This is a genomic window from Pseudomonas sp. NFACC25 (genome assembly GCF_900100935.1).
Lineage (GTDB): Bacteria > Pseudomonadota > Gammaproteobacteria > Pseudomonadales > Pseudomonadaceae > Aquipseudomonas > Aquipseudomonas marginalis.
Genome location: NZ_FMUC01000002.1, coordinates 346,644 through 371,150, shown reverse-complemented (window position 1 = coordinate 371,150; position 24,507 = coordinate 346,644). Strand labels below are relative to the sequence as shown.

Sequence of the window (24,507 nt, the reverse complement as noted above, 5' to 3'; positions counted from 1 at the left end):
AACGGTGGAACGGGGCATGCGCACGCTCAGAAACGTACTCCGGTCGTCACCATCGCCGCATTGAACCCCAGCAGCACCAGTTCCGCCGCCACCGGCCCGTAATGGGTGCCTACCGACGGGATGATCACCGGCGCCACACCGAAACGGTTGAGGGGGATCTTGTCGCGGTATTTGCCGCGATAGCCCTGGATCGCCCCGCCTGTGACCTTCAGGTACACCGCAGAGTCGGCCATGTCATAGCGCTTGCCTGCATAGGCGTAGTAAGAGCGCTGGCTGAACGAGTTGCGAAACGTCGCCCCGCCATACACAAAGCCTGATGCCTCATTGCGCTCCAGGCCGATCAGGTCCTGGTTGTTGTTGTGGTCTTTGTCCGGCGCGAAGTGCCGGGTATAGACGCTGGTCTGCGCGTACCAGAAGCCTTTGTCGTCCTCGGCAGGCGGTGTTTCGCCAGCCAGTGCGGTGGTGGCCTGGGCCAGGAACAGCAGGCCAGGCAGTCGAAATTTCTTCATGGGTGCGACCTCGATAGGCGGTTTGATGGGCGGCTAGGTGGGTCGTGGACGTGCGCGCCAGTTTGACGGCTTGGCGTGCTCCCAGGCTGAACCGGGGCTGAAAGTAGCTGGAATGCCCTGTGCAATCCTGACGAAAGGGGCATCGGGCTTATGCATTCGCTTATGCTTTAAAGGTATTTAATTTGTTACATAAATATCCTTAAGCTATATCGCAACGGACTACCGATTTTCTTCCAATAACCATTAACTGACCGCCACCGCCCGCCAGCCGGATCGATCTTGCGAACTCAGAACACTGACGTTCTGATTCTTGATTCAAAGGGGAGCGGTATGGGGAGCTACACGCAACACGCGCTGTACACAGCGATTTTGTCGGCTAATTTGCTGGCCGCTGTGGGCTTCAATCCTGTCCTGGCGGCCGAAGCGCCCGCCACCGATGCACCCAAACTCGACACCGTGATCGTCACCGGCACCCGCGCCCAGGAGCGTACCGCCAGTGCTTCGCTGTCTCCGATCGATGTGATTTCCGGCGATAGCCTGCGCAGCACGGGCTCTGATGAGTTGGGGGCGGTGCTGGCGCGCCTGATTCCGTCGATCAACTTCCCGCGCCCAAGCCTGGTGGATGGCGCCGAGCTGGTGCGCCCCGCGCAGTTGCGCGGCCTGTCGCCCGATCAGGTGCTGGTGCTGGTCAACGGCAAGCGCCGCCACACCAGTGCCTTCGTCAACCTGGGCGGCGCGGTGGGCCGTGGGTCGGCACCGGCGGACCTGAATGCGATCCCGCTGTCGGCGGTGGACCATATCGAAGTGCTGCGTGACGGTGCTTCCGCGCGCTACGGCTCGGATGCGATTGCCGGGGTGATCAACGTGATCCTCAAGCACGCCGACCATGGCGGTTCGATCTCCACCAAATTCGGCGAATACAAGAAGGGCGATGGTATCCAGCGCAATGTCAGCGGCAATACCGGCCTGGCACTGGGCGACAACGGTTTTATCAACCTGTCGGCCGAGGGTGCCGATAACGATTACACCAACCGTGCCGGTAAAGACTTCCGGCCTGGCAGCGTTGGCTCTACCACTTACGGCCAGCAGGTGTTCCGCCAGGGTGAGCCGGCCACCAATGAAGGCAAGTTCCAGTTCAACTCCGAATACGCCTTCAACGATGCGGCTGAGCTCTACACCTTCGGCGGCTACAGCAAGCGGCGCGGCGAGACGGCGGCGTTCTACCGGGCGAGCAATGCGTCCAACAACATCCCGGCGCTCAACCCCAACGGTTACCTGCCGCTGATCAAGGGCAACCTTGAAGACACCTCATTGGTGGTGGGCCTGCGCGGTTTGCTGGCCTACGACTGGCATTACGACCTGTCGGCCAACTATGGCAAGAACCAGTACGCACTCAGCACCGAAACCATCAATACCTCCCTGGGCCTGGCCACGCCGCGCAAATTCGACAACGGCACCCTGAGCAACGACCAGAAGCAAGTCAGCCTGGACCTGTCCCGCGAGTTCGACGTGGGCTGGCTGCCTTACCCGGTGTCCGTGGCGTTTGGCGGTGAATACCTGCACCAGGGTTATGAAATCGAGGCGGGCGAGCCGGCCTCCTACTACCAGACCGGCAGCTCTGGCCTGGGTGGTTTCCGTGATGCCGACGCGGGCACCAGCACGCGCCACAACTGGGCCCAGTACCTGGACCTGGAAACCAACTTCACCGAAAAACTCAGTGCTTCGGCGGCGGTGCGCCACGAGGACTACAGCGATTTTGGCTCCAATGTCAGTGGCTCGCTCTCAGCCCGTTATGACTTCACCCCGCAGGTGGCCGTGCGCGGCAGTGTTTCCAACGGTTTCCGCGCGCCGTCCCTGGCCCAGCAGAACTTCGCCTACACCTCATCGCAGCTGATCGGCAGCACCATCCAGGAAGCCGGCACGTTCCCGGCCAACAGCCAGGTGGCGCGTTTGCTCGGCGCCGAAGACCTCAAGGCCGAGAAGTCGCGCAACTACAGCCTTGGGCTGGTGCTGGAGCCGGCCGATGACCTGACGGTGACGGTGGATGTGTACCGCATCGACATCCGTGACCGTATCAGCCTGTCGTCCAACCTCGGTATAAACGCGGCGACGCGCGCCTATTTGCAGGCCAACGGTGTTGGCAATATCGACTACACCACCGCCCGCTACTTCACTAACGCCACCGACACCAGCACCGACGGCGTCGACCTGGTCGCCAACTATCGTTACCAGTTCGACAGCGGCATCCGCTGGAACAGCACCGTGGGCTACAACTACAACCACACCAAGGTGACGGACGTGAAGGCCAACCCGGCCATCCTCGACAGCCTGGGCGCGAACCTGGTGCGTGTGGACCGCCGCGAGCGCATCGGTTTGCTGGGGGATACCACGCCGCAGCACAAGCTGAGCCTGGGTAACGACTTCACTTACGGCCGTTGGGCCCTGCACAGCAACCTGGTGCGCTATGGTGAATTCACCAGCTACCAGGCGGACAAGGTCAACGACCAGACCTTCAAGGCCGCCTGGGTGCTGGACCTGTCGGCGGACTACAGGCTGAAGAACTGGACCTTCACTCTGGGCGGCGACAACGTCACCGATAAATACCCGGAGAAGGTCAACGCCTTTGCCAGCAGTGGGGGCAACCTGGCCTATAGCACTTTTTCGCCGTACGGTTACAGCGGCGCGTTTTATTACGGTAAAGTTGCTTACAACTGGTAACACACAGGAGGCGCACCGCTTTTCGCCATGACCGCCATTGAATCCGATCTTCTGCAATTGGCTTACCCTCCGCGGCTCGATCTGGGGCCGCAACTCACTCACGAACAGTTAATGAGCTCGATGCAGGCCACCATGGGCCGGCACAAGGGTGGCCCGGTCTGGCTATTTGCGTATGGTTCGCTGATCTGGCGCCCGGAATGTTCGTCGACTGAGCGGGTGCGGGCACGGGTCCACGGTTATCACCGGGGTTTGTACCTGTGGTCCCACGAGCATCGGGGCACGCCGGAGTTGCCGGGCCTGGTCTTTGGCCTGGATCGCGGAGGCTCGTGCAGCGGCTTTGCCTACCGCTTGCCGGAAGATCAACTGGAGGCTTCGCTTTACGCCTTGTGGCAGCGCGAGATGCCTTACCCGTCCTACCGGCCGCACTGGCTCAGTTGCCGCCTTGAAGATGGCAGTCAGGTGCAGGCGTTGGGGTTTGTGTTGGAGCGGCACTTGCCCAGCTACGCCGGTAACCTGCCCGATATCGTGCTGAACCACGTGCTGCAAAGCGCTTGTGGGCGTTACGGCACCACTCGCGATTATGTCGAGCAGACCGTCAACGCCCTGCGTAGCCACGCCATGCCAGATAAAAACCTGGAGGCGCGGCTCAAGCGTTGTGCCAAGGATTGCTCAGGCGATTAACGCGCCGAGCTGACGCTGTTGGTGTGCCACAGCGTTGGGATCAGGAATGCGATGGCCAGCACGCACGCGCCGATCAGCAGCACGAAACCACCGTCCCAGCCAAAATGGTCCACGGTGTAGCCCATGGCCGCACTGGCTGCCACCGAACCGCCCAGGTAGCCGAACAGACCGGTGAAGCCCGCAGCCGTACCGGCGGCTTTCTTCGGTGCCAGTTCCAGCGCCTGCAGGCCGATCAGCATCACCGGGCCGTAGATCAAAAAGCCGATCGAGATCAGCGCGATCATATCGACCATCGGGTTGCCCGGCGGGTTGAGCCAGTACACCAGGGTCGCCACGGTCACCAGCGCCATGAACACGATGCCGGTCAGGCCACGGTTGCCACGGAAGATCTTGTCCGACATCCAGCCGCACAGCAGCGTGCCCGGAATACCTGCCCACTCGTAGAAGAAGTACGCCCAGGACGATTTATCCACCGTGAAGTGCTTGGCCTCCTTGAGGTAGGTCGGCGCCCAGTCCAGTACGCCGTAGCGCAGCAGGTAGACGAACACGTTGGCGAATGCGATATACCAGAGCATTTTGTTGCGCAGCACGTACTTGACGAAGATTTCCTTGGCGCTGAATTCGTCTTCGTGGCTGGCGTCGTAGCCTTCCGGGTAATCATTCTTGTACTGCTCGATCGGCGGCAGGCCCACCGATTGCGGGGTGTCGCGCATGGTAATGAAGGCAAATGCCGCCACTGCCAAGGCCACCGTGGCCGGTACATAGAACGCCGCATGCCAGTCGTTGAACCAGGCCATGCCCAGCAGGAACAGCGGGCCGATCAGACCGCCGCCGACGTTGTGCGCCACGTTCCACACCGACACCACGCCGCCGCGTTCTTTCTGCGACCACCAGTGCACCATGGTCCGGCCACTGGGCGGCCAGCCCATGCCCTGGGCCCAGCCGTTGATGAACAGCAAAATGAACATCATGGTCACGCTGGACGTCGCCCAAGGCGCGAAACCGAAAATGAACATCACCCCCGCCGATACCAGCAGGCCGAAGGGCAGGAAGTAACGCGGGTTGGAGCGGTCGGATACCAGGCCCATGAGGAACTTGGACAGGCCATAGGCGATCGCGATGGCCGACATCGCCAGGCCCAGCTCCCCCCGGGTGTAACCCTCGTCGATCAGGTAGGGCATGGCCAGGGAGAAGTTCTTGCGCAGCAGGTAATACCCGGCATAACCGAAGAAAATACCGGCGAAGATCTGCCAGCGCAGCCGTCGGTAGGTACTGTCGATATTTTCTTCAGGCAGAGGCGCCTGGTGTGCGGCAGGACGAAAGAAAGCAAACATTCAAGAGCTCCAAATTTCTTGTTTTGACTGCGGATTCGAATGTTACAGTTTCGTTACCGAAAATAGCATTGCCTCTTATCTGCAAATACAGGAAATGAGAGTAGGAGCATGTTCTCTTACGAACAGCGAAGATCAAATGTGGGAGGGGGCTTGCCCCCGATAGCGGTAGGTCAGTCAGCTTATCTGTAGCTGACCCACTGCCATCGGGGGCAAGCCCCCTCCCACATTTGATTGCATTTCAGGTCGGTCAGCGGGTTCGAACGACCACCTTGCCCACCGCCTTGCGTTGGCCCAGGTCATTAATCGCCTGGGCAGTCTGCTCCAGCGGATACACCTGCGACACCAACGGCTTGAGCTTGCCCTCACCGTACCAAGTGAACAGTTGCTGGAAGTTCGCCGCATTGTCCTGGGGCTGGCGCTGGGCAAACGAACCCCAGAACACCCCGACCACCGCCGCACCCTTGAGCAGCGCCAGGTTCACCGGCAGCTCCGGGATGCGCCCGCTGGCAAAACCCACCACCAGCAGGCGGCCGTTCCAGGCAATCGCGCGAATGGCCTGGTCAAACAGGTCGCCGCCCACCGGGTCGTAGATCACATCGGCGCCGTTACCGTCGGTCAGGCGCTTGATTTCGTCCTTTAGGCTGGCTTCGCTGTAGTTGATCAGTTCATCGGCGCCGGCGGCCTTGGCCACGGCGAGTTTGTCGGCACTGCTCGCGGCGGCGATCACCCGCGCGCCCATGGCCTTGCCGATTTCCACGGCGGCCAGGCCCACGCCACCGGAAGCACCGAGCACCAGCAGGGTTTCGCCGGGTTGCAGGTTGGCGCGTTGTTTCAGCGCGTGCATGGAGGTGCCGTAGGTCATGCTGAAGGCGGCGGCGGTGTTGAAGTCCATGGTCGGCGGGATCGGCAGCACGTTGTAGCCTGGCACCGCGACCTGTTCGGCAAAGCTGCCCCAGCCGGTCAGTGCCATGACCCGGTCGCCGACTTTCAGGTGGCTGACCTTTTCCCCGACTTCGCTGACCACCCCCGATGCCTCGCCACCCGGCGAGAACGGGAAGGGCGGCTTGAACTGGTATTTACCCTCGATGATCAGGGTGTCGGGGAAGTTGACCCCGGCGGCATGCACGTCCAGCAGGATTTCGTTCTTCTTGATCGTGGGGCTTGCGACGTCTTCCAGCACCAGGGTTTCGGCGGGGCCGAAGGCTTTGCACAGCACAGCTTTCATCGGGCTATTCCTTTTGGTGTCGTGGCCGATAAGTGTAGGAGGGTAGGCCTGTGGGTCAACGAGCATGCTCGGCCCTGATAAGTCGCCATAAGCTTGTGCTCTGCCTTGCTAGCGTTATGCTACCCGGCAACCGAATGTGAGGAATGAACTGTGAAAGCGTGGATCCTATTGATGCTGGCCCTGACCTTGCCGATGGCAGCCCAGGCCGAAGAAGCCAAAGAAGGCGAGGCGCCGAAGGTCAGCTATATCAGCCTGAGCCCGCCGTTCGTGGGTAACTACGGCCTGGATGGCACAGCCAAGCTCAAAGTGTTCAAGGCCGACATCGCCCTGCGCGTGACCGGCGAAGAAGCCGCCAAAGCGGTCAAGGCCAACGACGCATTGATCCGTAACCAGTTGGTCGCGCTGTTCACCCAGCAGACCAACGAGGCCATGAGCACGGTCGACGGCAAGGAGAAGCTGCGCCAGGAAGCCCTCAAGCAAACCCAGCAAGTGATGAACGACGAGACGGGCAAGCCCATGGTGGAAGACCTGCTGTTCAATAACCTGATCATTCAGTAAACAGCCTGGCTTGCGGTTCAGGAAGCCAGGCTCTTCCTGAACCGCGCCAACGCCACCGCAAAAAACAACAGCCCGATCCCCGCCAGCGCCAGCAAGTCCGGCCACACCACACTCACCCCCGCATCGCGAAACAAAATCGCTGCGCTCAGGCTTACAAAGTGCGTCGACGGCGAGCCCTGCATCACCCACTGCAACCACTCGGGCATGCTGTCCAGCGGCGTGCTGCCGCCTGACAACAGCAGCATCGGGATAATCACCGGGATCGCCAGCAAGCCGAACTGCGGCGTGGAGCGGGCGAGAGTGGCGAGGAAGATCCCCAGTGCCGTACTGGCAAACAGATACAGGGCAGTCACAAACAGGAACAACCCCAGCGACCCGGCCAGCGGCACGCCGAGCAGCCCTTTGACCACCACCTCCAGCGATAGCCAGGTGCACAGCACCACCACCAGCATATTGCTCCAGATTTTCGCCAGCATGATTTCCAGTGCGGTCAGCGGCAGTACCAGCAGGTGGTCGAGGGTGCCGTGCTCGCGCTCACGCAGCAATGCGGTGCCGGTGAGCACGATGGCCAGGATGGTGATGTTGTTGACGATCTGGATCACGGCCAGGAACCAGCCGCCCTCCAGGTTGGTGTTGAACAGTGCTCGGGTCGTGAGCAGCGCGGGCGCCTGGCGGGTGGCGTCGGTTTGCCCGCTGTAGCTGAGCAATTCGCGCTGGAAGATCCGCCCGATATAGCCCGCGCCCATGAACGCCTGGCTCATCGCCGTGGCGTCGACGTTCACCTGCACGCCAGGCTGGCGACCGGCCAACAGGTCGGCCTGGAAGTTGGCCGGTACGTTGATCACGAAGGTGTACTGGCCGCTGTCCATCACCTTGTCCAGCTGGTCATAGGCCAACGGTGCCGGTGGTTGGAATTCGGGCGGTTGCAGCGCCTCGGCCATCTGCCGGGAGAGCGCGCTGTGGTCTTCATCGACAAACGCCACGCTGGCGTTGTGCACGCCGATCACCGAGCCGGCGGCGGGCATGTAGATGGCGACGGTGAAGGCGTAGAACAGAAACAGCAGCAAGACGCTGTCGTGACGCAGGCTGGTGAGTTCCTTGATGCCCAGCCGGAAGATGTGTGCGAGCTTGTGCATCAGGCCTCCTGCTTCTTGAGCATGACCAGGCTCAACCCGGTGAACCCGATAAAGAAGCCGAACAGCGCCAGGCATTGCGGCCACAACTGGCGCAGATCCAGGGCCTTGGTGAAGGTGCCCACGGCAATATCCAAAAAGTGCCCGGCCGGAAATAGTGCGCCCATCAAGGCGGCGGCGCCCTCCAGGGACGAGCGCGGCACGATCAGCCCGGAAAACTGGATGGTTGGCAGGCTGGTGATGATCATGGTGCCGAGGATCGCCGCGATCTGGGTGCGGGTGAACGCGGAAATCAGCAGGCCCATGCTGGTGGTGGCCAGCACATACAGCAGCCCGCCAAACGCCAGCGTCAGGCCGCTGCCCTTGAACGGCACGCCGAACAGCCAGCGATTCATCGCCACCAGCAGCGCCAGGTTGACCAGGCTCACGGCCAGGTAAGGCGCCTGTTTACCGAGCAGGAATTCCAGGCGCGTCAGGGGGGTGGCGTAGAAGTTGGTGATCGAACCCAGTTCTTTCTCGCGCACGATGCCCAGGGCGGTGAGCATCGCCGGGATAAACGCCAGGATCAGTGCCATCACGCCGGGGCCGATGGCATTCACGCTGACCACGTCCTGGTTATAGCGAAAACGGGTTTCCAGTTTGGCGGCTGCCTGGGTGCTGCGCTGCAGGCTGCTCAGTTCGGCCAGTTGCTGCAGGTTGCCTTGGTGCACCGCCTCCACATAGTTGCGGCTGGTTTCCGCACGAAACGGCATGCCGCCATCGAGCCACGCGGCCACGGTGGGTTGGCGCCCGGCATAGAGATCGCGACCAAAGCCGGGCGGGATCTCCAGGGCCAGTTTGATTTCCGAGCGTTGCAGGCGTCGGTGCAATTCGGGGGCGTCCTGGATCGGCGCCTGCTCGGCGAAGTAGCGCGAGCTGCGGAAGGCTTCCAGATAGGCGCGGCTTTGTGGCGTCTGGTCCTGGTCGTAGACGGCGAAGGCGAGGTTTTCCACATCCAGGGAAATGCCGTAGCCGAAGATCACCATCATGAACATCGCACCGAGCAGGGCAAAGGCCATGCGTACTTTGTCGCGAAGCAGTTCCTTGCCTTCGCGGCTGGCCACGGCCAGCAGGCGAGACAGGCTGAAACCACGCTTGCTGAGGGGCGGCGCATGGGTTTCGCTGACGGTTTTGGCCGACGTGGCAGGTTCGGCATCGCCCTGGGCTTGCTCAAGGCAGGTGACGAACGCGGCTTCCAGGGTGTCGCCGTTGAATTGCCGTTGCAGTGCGTCCGGTGTATCGCAGGCGAGTACCTTGCCGGCATGCATCAAGGAGATGCGGTCGCAGCGCTGGGCTTCATTCATGAAGTGGGTAGACAGGAAGATCGTCACCCCTTGTTCGCGGGACAACTCGATCAACAGTCGCCAGAAATCATCCCGGGCCGCCGGGTCGACGCCCGAGGTGGGCTCATCGAGGATCAATACTTCCGGGCGATGCAGCACCGCCACGGCCAATGACAAGCGTTGGCGCAGGCCGAGGGGCAGTTCCCCGGAGGGCTGCTCGGCCACTTCACCGAGGTCGAAACGCTGGATCAGCTCATCGATGCGCGGGCCGCTGTCGGCCTTGGGCAAATCGAACAGTTGCGCGTGCAACACCAGGTTCTGGCGCACGCTCAGCTCGCCATACAGCGAGAAGCTTTGCGACATGAACCCTACGCGCTTGCGGGTGGCCAGGTCCTTGGCGTTCACCGGGTTGCCCAGCAGCGTGGCGCTGCCTTCGGTGGCCGGCATCAGCCCGGTGAGGACTTTCATCGTGGTGGTCTTGCCACAGCCGTTGGAGCCGAGGAAGCCGAAGATCTCGCCACGGCCGATGGCAAAGCTGACCTTGTTCACCGCCGTGAAGTCGCCGAAGCGCAGGGTCAGGTCGTGGGCTTCGATGGCGATATCGGTGTTGGCGTTTTCCCTTGGCGGGATCACCAGGGGTTGGTTGTCGTGGGCGCTGTCGCCCTGGAAGTGGGTGAAGGCCTCATCCAGTTTGCCGCTGGGGGTCGCTGCCGCCAGTTCGCTGCTGAGCCCGTCGGCGATCAGTTGGCCACGGTCGAGCATCAGGCAATGTTCGAATTGCTCGGCTTCTTCCATGTAGGCGGTGGCTACCAGCAGCGTCAGTTGCGGGCGCTCGCTGCGGACGGTCTCCACCAGTTCCCAGAAGCGCCGCCGCGACAGCGGGTCGACACCGGTGGTGGGTTCGTCGAGGATCAACAGGTCCGGATCGTGGATCAGCGCGCAGCACAGGCCGAGCTTCTGCTTCATGCCACCGGAGAGCTTGCCGGCCGGGCGCTCGGCGAAGCGCGCGAGGTCGGTGGCCAACAGCAGGTTGTGCATGCGCTGGTCGCAGTCGGCGTTGGACAGGCCGAACAGCGTGGCGAAGAAGCGGATGTTTTCGCTGATGGACAGTTCGGGGTACAGGTTGCCGCCCAGGCCCTGGGGCATGAAGGCGATGCGCGGGTACAGGCTGTTACGGTGGCGGCGGTCGGCGATGGAGCCGCCGAGCACCTCCAGTTGGCCGTCCTGGAGCTTTTTAACCCCGGCGATCAACCCCAACAGGCTCGACTTGCCTGCACCATCCGGGCCGATCAGTCCGCAGCGGGTGCCGGTGGGCAGGCTGAAGGCGATGTCGATCAAGGCCTGCTGCTTGCCGTAACGGTGGTTGATGGCGGTGGCGTGCAGCGCCAGGCCGGTCATTGCAGGTTGGCCGGCCAGTCGATGTCAGCCATGCGCACGTAGCCGGCGCCGGGCATGCCCGGTTTGGCCTGGGGCACGGCGCTGGGCTGGGTCAGGCGCAGCTTGACGCGAAACACCAGCTTCTGGCGTTCGTCGCGGGTTTCCACTTCCTTGGGGGTGAACTGCGACTTGGCGGCAACAAAACTGATTTTCGCCGGCAGCGGTTGCTGGGGCAGGGCATCGAGCAGGATGCGTGCGTCACTGCCCACCGTCAGGCGCCCGGTGACGGAGGCGGGCAGATAGAGGTTCATGTACTGATCCTCGGGGTCGATCAACAACAGCACGCGCCCGCCTGCACCGAGGACCTCGCCGGGCTCGGCCAGGCGCAGTTGGATAATGCCGTCGATGGGCGCGCGCAGGCTGCTGTCATCGATTTCGCTGGTCAACTGGGCGACCTGGGCCTGGGCGGCACCGATGGCGGCCTTGACCGAATTGACCTGGGCTTGCGCGGCGATCACGGCGGCGTTGCCGGTGTTCTGGCGGGCCTGCTGCTGGTCGATCAACTGGCTGCTGGCAAAGCCGCGCTTGTACAGTTCCTGGGTACGCTTGAGTTCCTGGTTGGCCAGCAGTTGCTCGCTTTGGCGCAGTTGCACATTGGCCTCGGCGGCGGCGAAGTTTTCCCTGGCGCGCAGCACTTCGGCTTCGGCCTGGGCGCGCTGGGCTTCCAGGGTGCGGGTGTCCATGCGCGCCAGCAACTGGCCCTTGAGCACCTTGTCACCTTCATCCACCCGCACCTCGGCCAGGCGACCGGGGATCTTGGCGGCGATCTGCACTTCGGTGGATTCCAGGCGGCCGTTGCCCATGCCCAAGCCTTCGGGCAGGCGATCCTGGGTGGACTTCCAGTAACCGAAGCCGCCGGCGGCGAGCAACAAGGCAATCAACAAAGCGGCAAACAGGTGGGAGGAGCGGGGCGTGATCGACATGGGTGCATCCTGCGGCGTTAGCGTCCTAGTTTGACCGAGGCAGCCCGAGGGGCGTTGATGCCGGTCAAATGAAGCGCAAGCCTAACCCGGTTCAGGTGCAGATGCATGCGCCGGGAGCGTGACCGCAGGGTTCTGGTCAGCGCAGTGCCAGCACCGCCGCCCATTGCTCTGCCGTGACCGGCATCACGGACAAGCGACTGCCTTTTTGTACCAGGGGCAATTCGGCGAGGGCGGTTTGCTGTTTCAGGTAGCCCAGGCCCAGCACCTTGGGAAAGGTCTGGACGTGCGCGACATTGATCGCGCTCCACGGGTTTTTCTCCGGGGTGGCCTTGGCGTCGAAGTAATGGCTGTCCGGTTCCAGCGCGGTAGGGTCCGGATAGGCGGCCGCGATGATCTTGCCGATGCCGGCAATGCCGGGCTCGGGGCAACTGGAGTGGTAGAAGAAAAATTGGTCACCCACCGCCATGGCGCGCAGGAAGTTGCGTGCCTGGTAGTTGCGTACCCCGTCCCAGCGCGCTTCGCCCAGCGTTTCCAGGCCGTTGATGGAGAGTTCGTCGGGCTCGGATTTCATCAGCCAGTAGGCCATTTTTGCGCTCCTGAAAAAGCAGTGGGCAAGTTGTCAGGCAATTTGATGACAAACCGACAGTCGGTTGGCGTCAAGGTTTGCGTGTTGGTTCACGTTATCGCAGAATGCCGGGATTTTAAGCTTGACGCAGCTGCAACGGACTACTTTGGAACGTTGTTGTCATCGTGTACGAGATGCCTGAAGGGGGGCAATCGATGCAACGTAAACCGGATTTACTATGGATATTGGTGATTTTGTTTGGTCTGGGCGTCGTGACCACCGGGTATGCGCAAAGCTTGTGGTCGAACAAGACCGATGCGCCAGTTGAACTGACTCAGCAGCAGCCGCAACCCTTCAAGCGCTGACCCTTCTTCAAGGCGCCGTAGCTTCCTGCGGCGTTTCTGCGACATACCACTGCCTGTCGGTAACGGTGCCAGCCAACGGCACATCCCAGCTGGCCTGTGCCAATCGATCGACCTTCTGACATTCATGGGCCAGGCCCAGCAGCGCCGGCTTGCGCCAGCTTTTGCGGCGTGCCAGATAGGCGAGGCTGCGGTCGTAGAAACCGCCGCCCATGCCCAGGCGGCCACCGGTATCATCGAACCCCACCAACGGCAGCAACACCAGATCCAGCGCCCATACCTTGCGCTGGCGCCTGGCATTGACCCGTGGCTCCAGAATGCGAAAGCGATTGGGCAGCAGCGTTTCCCCAGGCTTCACGCGCTGGAACACCATCTTGGTCCGTGGCCAGGCGCTGAGCACCGGCAGGTAAGTGGCCTTGCCCCGGCGCTGTGCCGCACGCAGCAGCAGGCGCGGATCGATTTCACCGTCCGTCGGTAGATACAGGGAAATATGTTTGGCCCGGCGAAACAGCGGGTGCTGTGCCAGTTGCCGATACAGGCCATGGGCGGCCTGGCGCTGCTCGCTGGGCGTGAGGGCGCGGCGGGCTTTGCGCAACATGCGTCGAAGGTGCGGACGGGAAAGCGGCGCAGGTTCGTTCATGGTTTTTCGGCTCATAAAACAATGCCAGTCCGGGGACTGGCATTGAGTTCTGGAATTCAGGCTCCCCGACAGAGCCGCTGTCGACTCAGCCCTTGAACCCGAAAGTTCAAGGTGGAAGAAGCAGTAGGCTTTAAGGCTTTCCGTCTAGCGGACATGCACACCAGCCCAACGTGCAACTTCCAGGGTAGTGCGAATCGGCTCCGGGACATCGCCGACTGGCAAGCACGCCAGGGAGTGGGGCGAGTATACCTTAAACAGTCGCGGCAATCAGCCCTTGGGTTGCTCTGTGTCGCTGGAAAGCACCAGGTCGACGCGTTCGAGCAGGTCGCGCACCTGCTCGCGCGTCGAGCCGCTGGCCTGTACGTCAGGGCGCTCCTGCTTATGCAGCAGGTCGTGGGTAATGTTCAGGGCGGCCATTACGGCGATGCGGTCGGCACCGATGACTTTGCCGCTGCTGCGGATTTCACGCATCTTGCCGTCCAGGTAGCGGGCGGCGCTCACCAGGTTGTTGCGCTCTTCCTGGGGGCAGATGATCGAATATTCTTTGTCGAGGATCTGCACGGTGACGCTATTGCTTGAACTCATGAGTCTTGCTCCAGGGCCTTCAGGCGCGAAATCATCGATTCGACCTTACGCCGGGCGATTTCGTTTTTTTCAATGAGGTGAGCGCGTTCCTCGCGCCAGGTCTTTTCCTGAGCTAATAGGAGTCCGTTTTGACTCTTAAGTTGCTCGACCCGAGTAATTAGCAATTCGAGTCTGGCCATCAGCGCTTGCAGGTCGGTGTCTTCCATTGGGTTCCACTGGATTTGTCTGATGAATGGCAACTGCAGGATAAACGATCTGACGCCCTCGATAGTCTTGGTACGTCTGCCGGTGCTAGGATACAGCGCTCCATTCTAGACATTGCGCCGTCTGGCGCCTAGCTCACCATGCCCATTCAGAACTCCCCGTACGATGCTTTTTCCAAACTGCTGAGCACCAGCGGCCATCCTTGCTCGCCCGCCGAGCTGCATGGCGTGCTGCTCGGCCGCAGTTGCACCGGTGTTGGCTTTGATGCCGACAACTGGCTGGCCGATGTGGCCGAGCTGCTGGAAACCGAACCGACCGACAACGTGCGCAACGCGCTGATCGGCCTGCAAGAGATGGTCAAGGGCGAACTGACCGGTGATGACGTCACCGTGGTCCTGCTGCTGCCGACCGACGATGCACCGCTCCCCGAACGCGCCGCCGCACTGGGCCAATGGTGCCAGGGCTTCCTCCACGGTTTTGGCGTGAACGCCGGCGGCCTGGAACTGAGCACCGACGCCAAGGAAGTGCTGCAGGACCTGGCGGCCATCTCCCAGGTGCAAGATGCCCTGGAAGAGTCCGAAGATGGCGAAGGCGACTACATGGAAGTCATGGAATACCTGCGCGTCGCGCCATTGCTGCTGTTCACCGAGACCAGGAAGTCCGCTGAGCCTGCTGCACCCAAGCCTTCGCTGCACTAAGAAAAGGAAGCCCATCTGCCCATGATCCATATCCCCAAAGCGGAATACACCCGGCGTCGCAAGGCGCTCATGGCGCAGATGGAACCTAACAGCATCGCGATCCTGCCGGCTGCCGCCGTGGCGATCCGCAATCGCGATGTGGAGCACGTCTATCGCCAGGACAGCGACTTCCAGTACCTGAGCGGCTTCCCCGAGCCGGAAGCGGTGATCGTGCTGATGCCCGGTCGCCAGCACGGCGAGTACGTGCTGTTCTGCCGCGAACGCAATGCCGAGCGCGAATTGTGGGACGGCCTGCGTGCCGGTACCGAAGGCGCCATCCGTGACTTTGGCGCCGACGATGCCTTCCCCATCACCGATATCGACGACATCCTGCCCGGCCTGATCGAAGGCCGCGACCGGGTGTATTCGGCCATGGGCAGCAACGCCGAATTCGATCGGCACCTGATGGAGTGGATCAACGTCATCCGCTCCAAAGCGCACCTTGGCGCCCAGCCACCGAACGAGTTTGTTGCCCTGGATCATCTACTCCACGACATGCGCCTGTATAAATCGGCGGCGGAAGTGAAGGTGATGCGCGAGGCTGCGCGAATTTCCTGCGCGGCCCATGTGAAGGCCATGCAGGCCAGCCGCGCCGGCTTGCATGAGTTCAGCCTGGAAGCCGAGCTGGATTACGAATTCCGCAAGGGCGGCGCGAAGATGCCGGCCTATGGCTCCATCGTCGCCACCGGGCGCAACAGCTGCATCCTGCATTACCAGCAGAATGACGCCGTGCTCAAGGACGGCGACCTGGTGCTGATCGATGCCGGTTGCGAAATCGACTGTTACGCCAGCGACATCACGCGCACCTGGCCGGTCAATGGCAAATTTTCGCCGGAACAGAAGGCGATCTATGAAATCGTGCTGGCTTCCCAGGAAGCCGCCTTTGACGAGATCGCGCCGAACAAGCATTGGAACCAGGCCCACGAGGCGACGGTGCAGGTCATCACTGCCGGGCTGGTGAAGCTGGGGTTGCTGAAGGGCGACGTCGACGAACTGATCGCCAGTGAAGCCTACAAACCCTTCTATATGCACCGCGCCGGCCATTGGCTGGGAATGGATGTGCATGACGTCGGCGAGTACAAGGTGGGTGGCGAGTGGCGTGTGCTGGAAGTTGGCATGGCGCTGACGGTGGAACCGGGCATTTATATCTCACCGGATAACCAGACTGTCGCGAAAAAATGGCGTGGCATTGGTGTACGTATCGAGGACGACGTGGTGGTGACCAAGCAAGGCTGTGAAATCCTGACCGGCGGCGCCCCCAAGAGCGTCGTTGAAATCGAAGCCCTGATGGCGGCCGCCCGATGAGCCGGGTCAACCTGGCGATTATCGGTGGCGGCCTGGTGGGCGCGAGCCTGGCGCTGGCGTTGCAGGCCGGTGCCAAGGCGCGTGGCTGGAAGATCGTGCTGATCGAACCCTTCGCGCCCGGCGACAGCTACCAGCCGAGCTACGATGCGCGCTCTTCGGCGCTGTCCTACGGCGCCCGGCAGATTTATCAGCGCCTGGGCCTGTGGCAGCAGATCTCGCGCCGCGCCGAGCCGATCAAGCAGATCCATGTGTCGGACCGTGGACGCTTCTCCACCGCGCGACTGTCCGCCATGGAGGAGGGCGTGCCGGCCCTTGGTTATGTGGTGGAAAACGCCTGGCTCGGCCAATGCCTGTGGCAAGGCCTGGACAAGGACGTGGTGAGTTGGCGCTGCCCGGCGGAAGTCACACGCCTGGAGCCGCTGCCCGATGGCTACCGCCTGACCCTCAACGATGAAACCGTGCTGGAATGCGACCTCGCGGTGCTCGCCGACGGCGGCCGCTCCGGCCTGCGCGAGCAACTGGGCATTGGCGTGAAAACCCGCCCGTACAACCAGAGCGCACTGATCGCCAACATCACCCCGAGCGAAGCCCACAACGGCGAAGCGTTCGAGCGTTTCACCGATGAAGGCCCGATGGCCCTGCTGCCGCTGCCGGACAACCGTTGCGCACTGGTATGGACCCGTATCGGCATGGACGCACAGCGCCTGGCCAATCTCGATGAACGCAGCTTCCTGAGCGAGTTGCAGGGCGTGTTCGGCTACCGCCTGGGCACCCTCAAGCAAGTCGGCGCCCGTCATCTGTATCCGTTGACCCTGGTGGAAGCCGAAGAGCAAGTGCGCTCGCACCTGGCGATCCTCGGCAATGCCGCCCACAGCCTGCACCCGATTGCCGGGCAGGGGTTCAACCTGTCCCTGCGTGATGCGCACGCCTTGGCCGAGGCCCTGTTGGCCGGGCCGGCGGTGCCGGGCGACCTGGCGACATTGCAGGCTTATCGCGAGCGTCAGCGCATGGATCAGAAGTTGACCGTGGGTTTCTCCGACCAGGTCACGCGGCTGTTTGGCAGCGCGCAACCGCTGGTCGCCCTGGGCCGCAATATGGGCCTGCTGGGCCTGGACCTGTTGCCGCCGGCCAAGCGTTGGTTCGCCCGTCAGGCCATGGGCCTGGGGACGCGTCCCGATGCGTGAGACTCATCAATCCTTTTACGTGCGGTGCAAGCCGCCAGCGAGACAGGCTTAAAGCATGGACATGCGCGCAGATGTGCTGATTGTCGGGGCCGGAATGGTCGGAAGCGCCCTGGCGCTGGCGTTGCAAGGCAGCGGCCTGCAAGTGCTGCTGCTCGACGGCAGCCCGCTGAGCGTCAAGCCGTTCGACCACGAGGCGGCCTTCGAGCCCCGTGTGAGTGCCTTGTCGGCGGCCAGCCAGCGCATCCTCGAGCGCCTCGGTGTGTGGGATGGCATCGTTGAACGACGCGCCAGCCCGTACGGCGAGATGCAGGTGTGGGATGGCAGCGGCACCGGGCAGATTCACTTTTCGGCGGCCAGTGTGCATGCCGAAGTGCTCGGGCATATCGTCGAGAACCGCGTGGTCCAGGATGCCTTGCTCGAGCGTCTGCACGACTGCGCCCTGGGCCTGCTGGCGAATGCGCGCCTGGAGCAGATGCGCCGCTCCGGCGATGACTGGCTGCTGACCCTGGCCGATGGCCGAAAATTGCGCGCGCCGCTGGTGGTGGCCGCCGATGGCGCCAACTCCGCCGTGCGCCGCCTGACCGGTACCGCGACCCGTGAATGGGACTACCTGCATAACGCCATCGTTACCAGTGTGCGCAGCAGCCAGCCGCACCAGCGCACGGCCTGGCAACGCTTTACCGACACCGGTCCGTTGGCGTTTTTGCCGCTGGAACGGGACGGGCAGGAAGATTGGTGCTCGATCGTCTGGTCGACTACGCCGGCCGAATCCGAACGCCTGATGGCGCTGGATGATGAAAGCTTCTGCCGTGAACTGGAGCGCGCCTTTGAAGGGCGCCTCGGTAGCGTGGTCAGCGCCGATCCGCGTGTGTGCGTGCCCTTGCGTCAGCGCCACGCCAAACGCTATGTGGCCGAGGGCCTGGCATTGATCGGCGACGCCGCCCATGTCATCCACCCATTGGCCGGGCAGGGCGTCAACCTGGGTTTCCTCGATGCGGCGGTGCTGGCTGAAGTGTTGTTGTCGGCCACCGAGCGCGGTGAACGTCTGGCCGATGTGAAGGTGCTCAGCCGTTACGAGCGCCGACGCATGCCCCATAACCTGGCCCTGATGGCGGCGATGGAAGGCTTCGAGCGCTTGTTCCAGGCCGATCAACTGCCGCTGCGCTGGTTGCGTAATGCCGGGTTGAAGATGGTCGACCAGATGCCCGAGGCCAAGGCCGTGTTTGTGCGCCAGGCCCTCGGGTTGAGCGGGGATCTGCCGGACCTGGCCAAGCCCTGACAGGTTTGTGCAACATTTGGTAACGGCTCCGCCGAGCGTTACCAAATGTGAGTCCCTATCATTTGCGCTTATTTTGCAAATGAGAGACCGCACCCATGTTGGCACCCAAGCGCCTCCTGACTGCCCTGGCACTCACCCTGATCGGCAGCACCACCGTGCAGGCAGCCGACGAAGTGGTGGTCTACTCCTCGCGTATCGACGAACTGATCAAACCGGTGTTCGACGCCTACACCCAAAAGACCGGTGTACAGGTGAAGTTCATCACCGACAAGGAAGCGCCTCTGATGCAGCGCATCAAGGCCGAGGGCGAAAACGCCACCGCCGACCTGCTGCTCACCGTGGATGCCGGCAACCTCTGGCAGGCCGAGCAAATGGGCATTCTGCAACCGTTCACTTCCCCGGTAATCGACAAGAACATTCCCCTGCAATACCGCTCTTCGGCGCATGCCTGGACCGGTTTGAGCCTGCGCGCGCGGACCATCGCGTACTCCACCGACCGGGTCAAACCGGGTGACCTGACCACCTACGAAGCCCTGGCCGACAAACAGTGGGAAGGCCGCCTGTGCCTGCGCACGGCGAAAAAGGTCTACAACCAATCGCTGACGGCCACCCTGATCGAAACCCACGGCGCGGCCAAGACCGAAGAAATCGTCAAGGGCTGGGTGAATAACCTGTCCACCGACGTGTTCTCGGATGACATCGCCGTGCTGGAGGCGATCAACGCCGGGCAATGCGACGTGGGTATCGTCAATACCTACTACTACGGTCGTCTGCACAAGCAGAAGCCGGACCTGGCGGTGAAGCTGTTCTGGCCGAACCAGGGCGACCGTGGCGTGCATGTGAACCTGTCGGGCATCGGCTTGACCAAACACGCGCCACACCCGGAAGCCGCCAAGGCATTGGTGGAGTGGATGACCACGCCTGAGGCGCAGAAGATCTTTGCCGACGTGAACCAGGAATTCCCGGCCAACCCGGCGGTACCGCCGTCGGCTGAAGTGGCGACCTGGGGCAAGTTCGTGGCGGATACATTGCCGGTGGAAGTGGCGGGCAAGCGCCAGGCTGAAGCCATTCGCCTGATGGATCGGGCGGGCTGGAACTAAGTACAATTTGTAGGACGCCGCAGATCCAAATGTGGAGGGGCTTGCCCCCGATGTCGGAGTGTCAGTCTACTCATCGTGGACTGACACTCCGACATCGGGGGCAAGCCCCTCCCACATTGGATTGTGGTGATTTGAAGATTTCATTATTGAGAACCCACCCTTGGCCCACCCCGCCCAACGCCGCTGGTACCTGCCGGTCTTCAGCGTCGCCGCCCTGGTGCTGCTGCCCCTGAGCGTGCTGTTGCTGTCCTGGCAAAGCATCGACGCGCAAATCTGGTCCCACCTGTGGGAAACCCAGATGCCGCGGTTGCTGGGCAACACCCTGACCCTGGTGCTGGGGGTCGGCGTCGGCGTAACCCTGTTGGGCGTCAGCCTCGCCTGGCTCACCAGCCTCTGCGAATTCCCCGGCCGGCGTTGGCTCGACTGGGCGTTGATGCTGCCCTTTGCCATTCCCGCCTATGTGCTGGCCTTCGTGTTTGTCGGCCTGCTGGATTTTTCAGGCCCCGTGCAGACCCTGCTGCGCGAGTGGTTCGGCACCGGCTTGCGCCTGCCGCGGGTGCGCTCCACCAGCGGCGTGATCATTGTGCTGGTGCTGGTGTTCTATCCCTACGTGTATCTGTTGGCGCGCAGCGCATTCCTGGCCCAGGGCAAGGGCCTGATGGAAGCGGCGCGGGTGCTGGGACAGTCGCCCTTGCGGGCGTTCTGGCATGTGGCCCTGCCCATGGCGCGACCGGCGATAGGGGCCGGGGTGGCGTTGGCACTGATGGAGACCCTGGCGGATTTCGGTGCGGTGTCGGTGTTCAACTTCGATACGTTCACGACCGCTATCTACAAGACCTGGTACGGCTTTTTCAGCCTGTCCAGCGCGGCCCAACTGGCCAGCCTGTTGCTGTTGGTGGTGATGCTGGTGCTGTATGGCGAACGGCGTGCCCGGGGCGCCAGTCGATCCAGCAATGAACGGCCACGGGGCAAGGCGCTGTACCACTTGCGCGGGTTCAAGGCGGCGGCGGCCAGTGCCTGGTGTGGATTGGTGTTTGCCTGTGCTTTTGTCATCCCGATGCTGCAATTGGTCGCCTGGTTCTGGCAGCGCGGCCGGTTCGACCTGGATGAGCGCTATTCGGGCCTGATCGTCCATACCCTGTACCTGGGTGGTATCGCGGCGCTGATCACGGTCAGCGTGGCGCTGGTACTGGCCTTCGCCAACCGCCTGGCGCCGACCCGGACGATTCGCTCCGGTATCAGCCTGGCCAATGTCGGCTATGCCTTGCCGGGCTCGGTGCTGGCGGTGTCGATCATGCTGGCGTTCAGTTACCTGGACCGTGAGCTGGTGGTGCCGCTGTCCGGCTGGCTTGGCGGGGCGGGCAAGCCATTGTTGCTGGGCAGTCTGTCGGCGCTGGTGCTGGCGTATCTCGTGCGCTTTCTAGCCGTGGCCTACGGGCCGCTGGAAAACAGCCTGGCGCGCATCCGGCCTTCGTTGCCGGAAGCAGCGCGCAGTTTGGGCGTGAGTGGGCCGCGACTGTTTTGCAAAGTGTATCTGCCGCTGTTGCTGCCCGGCACCCTGAGTGCAGCACTGCTGGTGTTCGTCGACGTGCTCAAGGAAATGCCCGCAACACTGCTGATGCGCCCGTTCGGCTGGGACACCCTGGCGGTGCGGATCTTTGAAATGACCAGCGAAGGCGAGTGGGCGCGGGCTTCTCTGCCGGCCTTGACGCTGGTGCTGGTGGGGCTGCTGCCGGTCATCGGGCTGATCCGACGCTCCGCCCGACCAATCGGTTAGGTGCCAGTCCTACGGCTTGCGGCTACAATGCGCGGCATTCGGTGCGGTCCGTCCTTCGGATCGAGTCGCTGTACGTGGCTGCAGGCCTTGTTATTCAAGGTGTCCGGCACGGGCAACGGCCTGCGCACCTTCGCCAAGCCCGGAAGGAGAAACCCATGGGACAGCGTACGCCTCTGTATGACCTGCATCTCGCCCTCGGCGCGAAAATGGTCGATTTTGGCGGTTGGGATATGCCTTTGCACTACGGCTCGCAAGTTGAGGAGCACCATCAGGTGCGGCGCGACTGCGGGGTGTTCGATGTATCTCATATGACCGTGATCGATATCACCGGCCCCCAGGCCAAGGAATGGCTCCAGCACCTGCTGGCCAATGATGTCGAGCGTTTGCATGGCTGTGGCCGTGCGTTGTACAGCGCCATGCTCAATGAGCAGGGTGGCGTGGTGGACGACATGATTGTCTATCGCACCGAGACCGGATACCGGCTGGTGGTCAACGCCGCCACCCGAGACCAAGACATGGCCTGGATCCAGGCGCAACTTGGCAGCTATCAGGTGCACCTGCATGAGCGGCCCGAGTTAGCCATGCTCGCCATTCAAGGTCCCCATGCCCGGCAGAAGATTGCCGAGCTGGTCACCCAGTCTCGCGGTACCCTGATCCACCAGCTCAAGCCCTTTGAAGGGCATGCCGACGGCGATTGGTTTATCGCCCGCACGGGTTACACCGGCGAAGACGGCCTGGAAATTGTCCTGCCTGCCGATCAGGCGCCGGGGTTTTTCAACGATCTGGTCGGTGCGGGGATTTCCCCCATAGGCCTCGGCGCGCGGGACACCCTGCGGCTGGAAGCCGGCATGAACCTGTACGGCCAGGATATTCACCAGGACGTTTCGCCCCTGGCGGCCAACATGGCCTGGAGCATCGCCTGGGAACCTGCCGAGCGCAATTTCATCGGGCGAGCGGCGCTGGAAGCAGAGTTGGCCGCCGGTGTGCAGTTCAAACTGGTCGGGCTGGTACTGGAAGAACGTGGGGTTTTACGCGCTCACCAGGTGGTTCGCATCGCCAATGTTGGCGAAGGGGAGATCACCAGTGGTAGTTTCTCTCCTACGCTGAGCAAATCCATTGCCCTGGCGCGTGTACCGACGGCGACTGCCGATCGGGCCGAAGTGGAAATCCGCGGCAAGTGGTACCCGGTTCGAGTGGTCAAACCGACCTTCGTGCGCCATGGCAAAACCTTGATCTAACTATTTCCGGCAGGCCAATGGCTGCTGACATTTCTTCTTGAGGACACAGACTATGAGCGATATCCCTGCCGACCTGCGTTTTGCCGAAAGTCACGAATGGGCCCGTCTGGAAGCTGACGGTACGGTGACCGTCGGGATCTCCGACCATGCTCAGGAAGCTTTGGGTGATGTGGTGTTTGTTGAGTTGGCCGAAGTCGGCGCTACGTTTGAAGCCGAAGGCCAGGCAGGTGTGGTTGAGTCGGTGAAGGCTGCTTCGGATATCTACGCCCCGGTTGCCGGTGAAGTGATTGCCGTCAACGAGGAGCTGGGTGCTAGCCCTGAGCTGCTGAACTCCGACCCTTACGGCGCGTGGATCTTCAAGCTCAAGCCAAGCAACCCGGCTGATCTGGAAAAGCTGCTGGATGCGGCTGGCTACAAAGCAGTCATCGGCGAGTAAGCGCGAGCCCCCTGTGGGAGGGGCCTTGCTCCCTCCCACATTCAATCGTGCTGGGCCGTGAGTGTTCAGTCCGCCTTCAGGACCGCCTTTACCGCCGCCACCGACCGCTCCACATCTGCCTCTGTCATCGCCGTGAACATCGGCAACGACACGATCAAACGTCCAACCTTTTCCGCAACCGGGAACATACCTTCCTTGAACCCCTGTGCCCGATAAAGGCTCAGCAGGTGAATCGGTGGGTAGTGATAGCCAATGCCAACACCCTGTGCCTGCATTTTCTCCATGAAGGTGGCGCGGGCGGGCAGCCCGTCTTGGCGCTCCGGCAGCACCAACTGGAACAGGTGCCAGTTGCTGTTTTCGAAGTCGGCCGGCGGCAGTTGCGCGCCGTACTTTTCTTCGAAATCACTGCCGAAACATTTGAAGTAGTGCCGGGCCAGATGCTGGCGATGGGCGGTGATCTTCTCGATGTGGGCAAACTGCCCCAGGCCGATGGCTGCAGCGATGTCGGTCATGTTGAACTTGCCGCCCAGTACATCCACGTCCAGGCCGTCGAAGCCGGTGCGGGTGACGCCCTGCAGGCGGTATTTTTCCGCCAGGCGGGCTTCTTCGGCATTGTTCAACACCAGGCAACCGCCCTCGGAAGAGGTGATGTTCTTGTTGGCCTGGAAGCTGAACGATACAAAGTCCCCGGTGGAACCGATGCGTTCGCCATCCCAACTGGAGCCCAGGGCCTGGGCGGCGTCTTCGACGATGCGCAGGTTGTACTTGTTGGCCAGTGCGTACAGCATCGGCATGTCCAGGGGCAGGCCGGCCAGGTACACCGGGATGATCGCCTTGGTGCGCGGGGTGATTGCGGCTTCCACCTGGGCCAGGTCGATATTGCGGGTGACCGGGTCGATGTCGGCGAACACCGGCGTGGCGCCTACTTCCAGGATCACGTTGGCTGTTGCGACCCAGGAGATCGGTGTGGTGATGACTTCATCGCCGGGCCCGATACCGGCGATACGCAAGGCGATCTCCATGGTGCAAGTGCCCGAGTTGAAGGTGCGCACCGGCCGGCCGCCAAAGTATTCCGATAGCTGCGCCTCGAAAGCCTGCACTTTCGGTCCGCTGGTGATCCAGCCCGAGCGCAGTACATCGCCGACCGCCGAGATGGTGGCTTCATCGATGGTAGGTTTGGAGAACGGCAGAAAGGGCTGTTGGCTCATGACGACGAAGGCATCCGTTTCAGATTGGCGATGAGTAAGCGAGGGTT

The 24,507-nt window shown here is 62.3% G+C and carries 23 protein-coding genes and 1 other RNA gene; 12 read left to right on the top strand and 12 right to left on the bottom strand.

Going from position 1 to position 24,507, the window contains the following annotated elements:
- Positions 1–26: 26 nt before the first annotated feature.
- Positions 27–509 (bottom strand): hypothetical protein, encoded by a 483-nt coding sequence (locus tag BLQ09_RS05820; protein ID WP_027608364.1) that lies wholly within the window; start codon positions 507–509, stop codon positions 27–29.
- Positions 510–839: 330 nt separating this feature from the next.
- Between BLQ09_RS05820 and BLQ09_RS05815 the strand changes: the two genes are divergently transcribed.
- Both BLQ09_RS05815 and BLQ09_RS05810 read left to right on the top strand, forming a co-directional pair.
- The gene (locus tag BLQ09_RS05815; RefSeq protein WP_092355798.1) at positions 840–3,227 is read left to right on the top strand and encodes a TonB-dependent receptor plug domain-containing protein; all 2,388 of its coding nucleotides are present in this window, start codon (positions 840–842) and stop codon (positions 3,225–3,227) included.
- A gap of 27 nt (positions 3,228–3,254) precedes the next feature.
- On the top strand, positions 3,255–3,908 hold the full coding sequence (locus BLQ09_RS05810; RefSeq protein WP_065926652.1) for a gamma-glutamylcyclotransferase: 654 nt from the start codon (positions 3,255–3,257) through the stop codon (positions 3,906–3,908).
- Here the strand turns inward: BLQ09_RS05810 and glpT are convergent.
- Together glpT and BLQ09_RS05800 are read right to left on the bottom strand one after the other, a co-directional pair.
- Positions 3,905–5,242, bottom strand: a complete 1,338-nt coding sequence (glpT, locus tag BLQ09_RS05805) for a glycerol-3-phosphate transporter (RefSeq protein WP_027608367.1) — start codon at positions 5,240–5,242, stop codon at positions 3,905–3,907. The genes BLQ09_RS05810 and glpT overlap by 4 nt on opposite strands.
- 247 nt (positions 5,243–5,489) lie before the next feature.
- A complete protein-coding gene (locus tag BLQ09_RS05800) occupies positions 5,490–6,467 on the bottom strand; it encodes an NADPH:quinone oxidoreductase family protein (RefSeq protein ID WP_092355795.1) in 978 nt (325 codons plus the stop codon).
- A 150-nt stretch (positions 6,468–6,617) separates the two neighbouring features.
- Here BLQ09_RS05800 and BLQ09_RS05795 point away from each other — a divergent pair, with 150 nt between their 5' ends.
- Positions 6,618–7,025: a flagellar basal body-associated protein FliL gene (locus BLQ09_RS05795; protein WP_027608369.1), complete on the top strand. Its 408-nt coding sequence runs from the start codon at positions 6,618–6,620 to the stop codon at positions 7,023–7,025.
- Between the two features lie 17 nt (positions 7,026–7,042).
- Here the strand turns inward: BLQ09_RS05795 and BLQ09_RS05790 are convergent, their stop codons facing one another.
- From BLQ09_RS05790 to BLQ09_RS05775, 4 genes are all read right to left on the bottom strand, one after another.
- The gene (locus BLQ09_RS05790) at positions 7,043–8,161 is read right to left on the bottom strand and encodes an ABC transporter permease (protein WP_027608370.1); all 1,119 of its coding nucleotides are present in this window, start codon (positions 8,159–8,161) and stop codon (positions 7,043–7,045) included.
- Positions 8,161–10,878 carry a ribosome-associated ATPase/putative transporter RbbA gene (gene rbbA / locus BLQ09_RS05785; RefSeq protein WP_092355793.1) on the bottom strand — a complete coding sequence of 906 codons (2,718 nt, stop codon included), beginning with the start codon at positions 10,876–10,878 and terminating at the stop codon, positions 8,161–8,163. The genes BLQ09_RS05790 and rbbA overlap by 1 nt, the downstream gene beginning before the upstream one ends.
- Entirely contained in the window at positions 10,875–11,840 is a 966-nt protein-coding gene (locus tag BLQ09_RS05780) for an HlyD family secretion protein (RefSeq protein WP_027608372.1), read from the bottom strand. The genes rbbA and BLQ09_RS05780 overlap by 4 nt, the downstream gene beginning before the upstream one ends.
- A gap of 136 nt (positions 11,841–11,976) precedes the next feature.
- Positions 11,977–12,426, bottom strand: coding sequence for an EVE domain-containing protein (locus BLQ09_RS05775; RefSeq protein ID WP_027608373.1), 450 nt, complete (start codon positions 12,424–12,426; stop codon positions 11,977–11,979).
- Positions 12,427–12,620: 194 nt separating this feature from the next.
- On the opposite strand from BLQ09_RS05775, the gene BLQ09_RS05770 reads away from it, so the two are divergent.
- Complete coding sequence (locus BLQ09_RS05770; protein ID WP_092355790.1) at positions 12,621–12,770, top strand: hypothetical protein; 150 nt, start codon at positions 12,621–12,623, stop codon at positions 12,768–12,770.
- Positions 12,771–12,777: 7 nt separating this feature from the next.
- Here the strand turns inward: BLQ09_RS05770 and BLQ09_RS05765 are convergent, their stop codons facing one another.
- The 4 genes from BLQ09_RS05765 to BLQ09_RS05750 all read right to left on the bottom strand — a co-directional run bounded on the left by BLQ09_RS05765 (position 12,778) and on the right by BLQ09_RS05750 (position 14,198).
- On the bottom strand, positions 12,778–13,407 hold the full coding sequence (locus tag BLQ09_RS05765) for a 5-formyltetrahydrofolate cyclo-ligase (protein ID WP_027608374.1): 630 nt from the start codon (positions 13,405–13,407) through the stop codon (positions 12,778–12,780).
- Between the two features lie 58 nt (positions 13,408–13,465).
- A non-coding RNA gene (gene ssrS, locus BLQ09_RS05760) (6S RNA) lies at positions 13,466–13,644 on the bottom strand.
- A 30-nt stretch (positions 13,645–13,674) separates the two neighbouring features.
- On the bottom strand, positions 13,675–13,992 hold the full coding sequence (locus BLQ09_RS05755) for a cell division protein ZapA (protein WP_027608375.1): 318 nt from the start codon (positions 13,990–13,992) through the stop codon (positions 13,675–13,677).
- A complete protein-coding gene (locus tag BLQ09_RS05750; protein WP_007982902.1) occupies positions 13,989–14,198 on the bottom strand; it encodes a TIGR02449 family protein in 210 nt (69 codons plus the stop codon). Before BLQ09_RS05750 ends, BLQ09_RS05755 begins: the two co-directional genes overlap by 4 nt.
- Before the next feature lie 138 nt (positions 14,199–14,336).
- Here BLQ09_RS05750 and BLQ09_RS05745 point away from each other — a divergent pair, with 138 nt between their 5' ends.
- From BLQ09_RS05745 to gcvH, 8 genes are all read left to right on the top strand, one after another.
- Positions 14,337–14,894, top strand: coding sequence for a YecA/YgfB family protein (locus BLQ09_RS05745; RefSeq protein WP_065938043.1), 558 nt, complete (start codon positions 14,337–14,339; stop codon positions 14,892–14,894).
- A 21-nt stretch (positions 14,895–14,915) separates the two neighbouring features.
- On the top strand, positions 14,916–16,238 hold the full coding sequence (pepP, locus tag BLQ09_RS05740) for a Xaa-Pro aminopeptidase (RefSeq protein ID WP_092355785.1): 1,323 nt from the start codon (positions 14,916–14,918) through the stop codon (positions 16,236–16,238).
- A complete protein-coding gene (gene ubiH / locus BLQ09_RS05735; protein ID WP_092355782.1) occupies positions 16,235–17,422 on the top strand; it encodes a 2-octaprenyl-6-methoxyphenyl hydroxylase in 1,188 nt (395 codons plus the stop codon). The genes pepP and ubiH overlap by 4 nt, the downstream gene beginning before the upstream one ends.
- Positions 17,423–17,483: 61 nt before the next feature.
- A complete protein-coding gene (locus BLQ09_RS05730) occupies positions 17,484–18,701 on the top strand; it encodes a 2-octaprenyl-3-methyl-6-methoxy-1,4-benzoquinol hydroxylase (protein WP_175472301.1) in 1,218 nt (405 codons plus the stop codon).
- A gap of 95 nt (positions 18,702–18,796) precedes the next feature.
- Positions 18,797–19,801: an extracellular solute-binding protein gene (locus tag BLQ09_RS05725; RefSeq protein WP_053127831.1), complete on the top strand. Its 1,005-nt coding sequence runs from the start codon at positions 18,797–18,799 to the stop codon at positions 19,799–19,801.
- 160 nt (positions 19,802–19,961) lie between these two features.
- Positions 19,962–21,578, top strand: coding sequence for an ABC transporter permease (locus BLQ09_RS05720; protein ID WP_092355776.1), 1,617 nt, complete (start codon positions 19,962–19,964; stop codon positions 21,576–21,578).
- A 155-nt stretch (positions 21,579–21,733) separates the two neighbouring features.
- The gene (gcvT, locus tag BLQ09_RS05715) at positions 21,734–22,816 is read left to right on the top strand and encodes a glycine cleavage system aminomethyltransferase GcvT (RefSeq protein WP_092355773.1); all 1,083 of its coding nucleotides are present in this window, start codon (positions 21,734–21,736) and stop codon (positions 22,814–22,816) included.
- 52 nt (positions 22,817–22,868) lie between these two features.
- Positions 22,869–23,252 carry a glycine cleavage system protein GcvH gene (gene gcvH / locus BLQ09_RS05710; protein ID WP_027608383.1) on the top strand — a complete coding sequence of 128 codons (384 nt, stop codon included), beginning with the start codon at positions 22,869–22,871 and terminating at the stop codon, positions 23,250–23,252.
- Between the two features lie 65 nt (positions 23,253–23,317).
- Here the strand turns inward: gcvH and BLQ09_RS05705 are convergent, their stop codons facing one another.
- Entirely contained in the window at positions 23,318–24,460 is a 1,143-nt protein-coding gene (locus BLQ09_RS05705) for a DegT/DnrJ/EryC1/StrS family aminotransferase (protein ID WP_027608384.1), read from the bottom strand.
- Positions 24,461–24,507 lie beyond the last annotated feature (47 nt).

Coding starts and splice junctions, on each gene's coding strand:
- BLQ09_RS05820 (WP_027608364.1), bottom strand. CDS start 509: ATGAAGAAATTTCGACTGCCTGGCCTGCTGTTCCTGGCCCAGGCCACC.
- BLQ09_RS05815 (WP_092355798.1), top strand. CDS start 840: ATGGGGAGCTACACGCAACACGCGCTGTACACAGCGATTTTGTCGGCT.
- BLQ09_RS05810 (WP_065926652.1), top strand. CDS start 3,255: ATGACCGCCATTGAATCCGATCTTCTGCAATTGGCTTACCCTCCGCGG.
- glpT (WP_027608367.1), bottom strand. CDS start 5,242: ATGTTTGCTTTCTTTCGTCCTGCCGCACACCAGGCGCCTCTGCCTGAA.
- BLQ09_RS05800 (WP_092355795.1), bottom strand. CDS start 6,467: ATGAAAGCTGTGCTGTGCAAAGCCTTCGGCCCCGCCGAAACCCTGGTG.
- BLQ09_RS05790 (WP_027608370.1), bottom strand. CDS start 8,161: ATGCACAAGCTCGCACACATCTTCCGGCTGGGCATCAAGGAACTCACC.
- rbbA (WP_092355793.1), bottom strand. CDS start 10,878: ATGACCGGCCTGGCGCTGCACGCCACCGCCATCAACCACCGTTACGGC.
- BLQ09_RS05780 (WP_027608372.1), bottom strand. CDS start 11,840: ATGTCGATCACGCCCCGCTCCTCCCACCTGTTTGCCGCTTTGTTGATT.
- BLQ09_RS05775 (WP_027608373.1), bottom strand. CDS start 12,426: ATGGCCTACTGGCTGATGAAATCCGAGCCCGACGAACTCTCCATCAAC.
- BLQ09_RS05770 (WP_092355790.1), top strand. CDS start 12,621: ATGCAACGTAAACCGGATTTACTATGGATATTGGTGATTTTGTTTGGT.
- BLQ09_RS05765 (WP_027608374.1), bottom strand. CDS start 13,407: ATGAACGAACCTGCGCCGCTTTCCCGTCCGCACCTTCGACGCATGTTG.
- BLQ09_RS05755 (WP_027608375.1), bottom strand. CDS start 13,992: ATGAGTTCAAGCAATAGCGTCACCGTGCAGATCCTCGACAAAGAATAT.
- BLQ09_RS05750 (WP_007982902.1), bottom strand. CDS start 14,198: ATGGAAGACACCGACCTGCAAGCGCTGATGGCCAGACTCGAATTGCTA.
- BLQ09_RS05745 (WP_065938043.1), top strand. CDS start 14,337: ATGCCCATTCAGAACTCCCCGTACGATGCTTTTTCCAAACTGCTGAGC.
- pepP (WP_092355785.1), top strand. CDS start 14,916: ATGATCCATATCCCCAAAGCGGAATACACCCGGCGTCGCAAGGCGCTC.
- ubiH (WP_092355782.1), top strand. CDS start 16,235: ATGAGCCGGGTCAACCTGGCGATTATCGGTGGCGGCCTGGTGGGCGCG.
- BLQ09_RS05730 (WP_175472301.1), top strand. CDS start 17,484: ATGCGCGCAGATGTGCTGATTGTCGGGGCCGGAATGGTCGGAAGCGCC.
- BLQ09_RS05725 (WP_053127831.1), top strand. CDS start 18,797: ATGTTGGCACCCAAGCGCCTCCTGACTGCCCTGGCACTCACCCTGATC.
- gcvT (WP_092355773.1), top strand. CDS start 21,734: ATGGGACAGCGTACGCCTCTGTATGACCTGCATCTCGCCCTCGGCGCG.
- gcvH (WP_027608383.1), top strand. CDS start 22,869: ATGAGCGATATCCCTGCCGACCTGCGTTTTGCCGAAAGTCACGAATGG.
- BLQ09_RS05705 (WP_027608384.1), bottom strand. CDS start 24,460: ATGAGCCAACAGCCCTTTCTGCCGTTCTCCAAACCTACCATCGATGAA.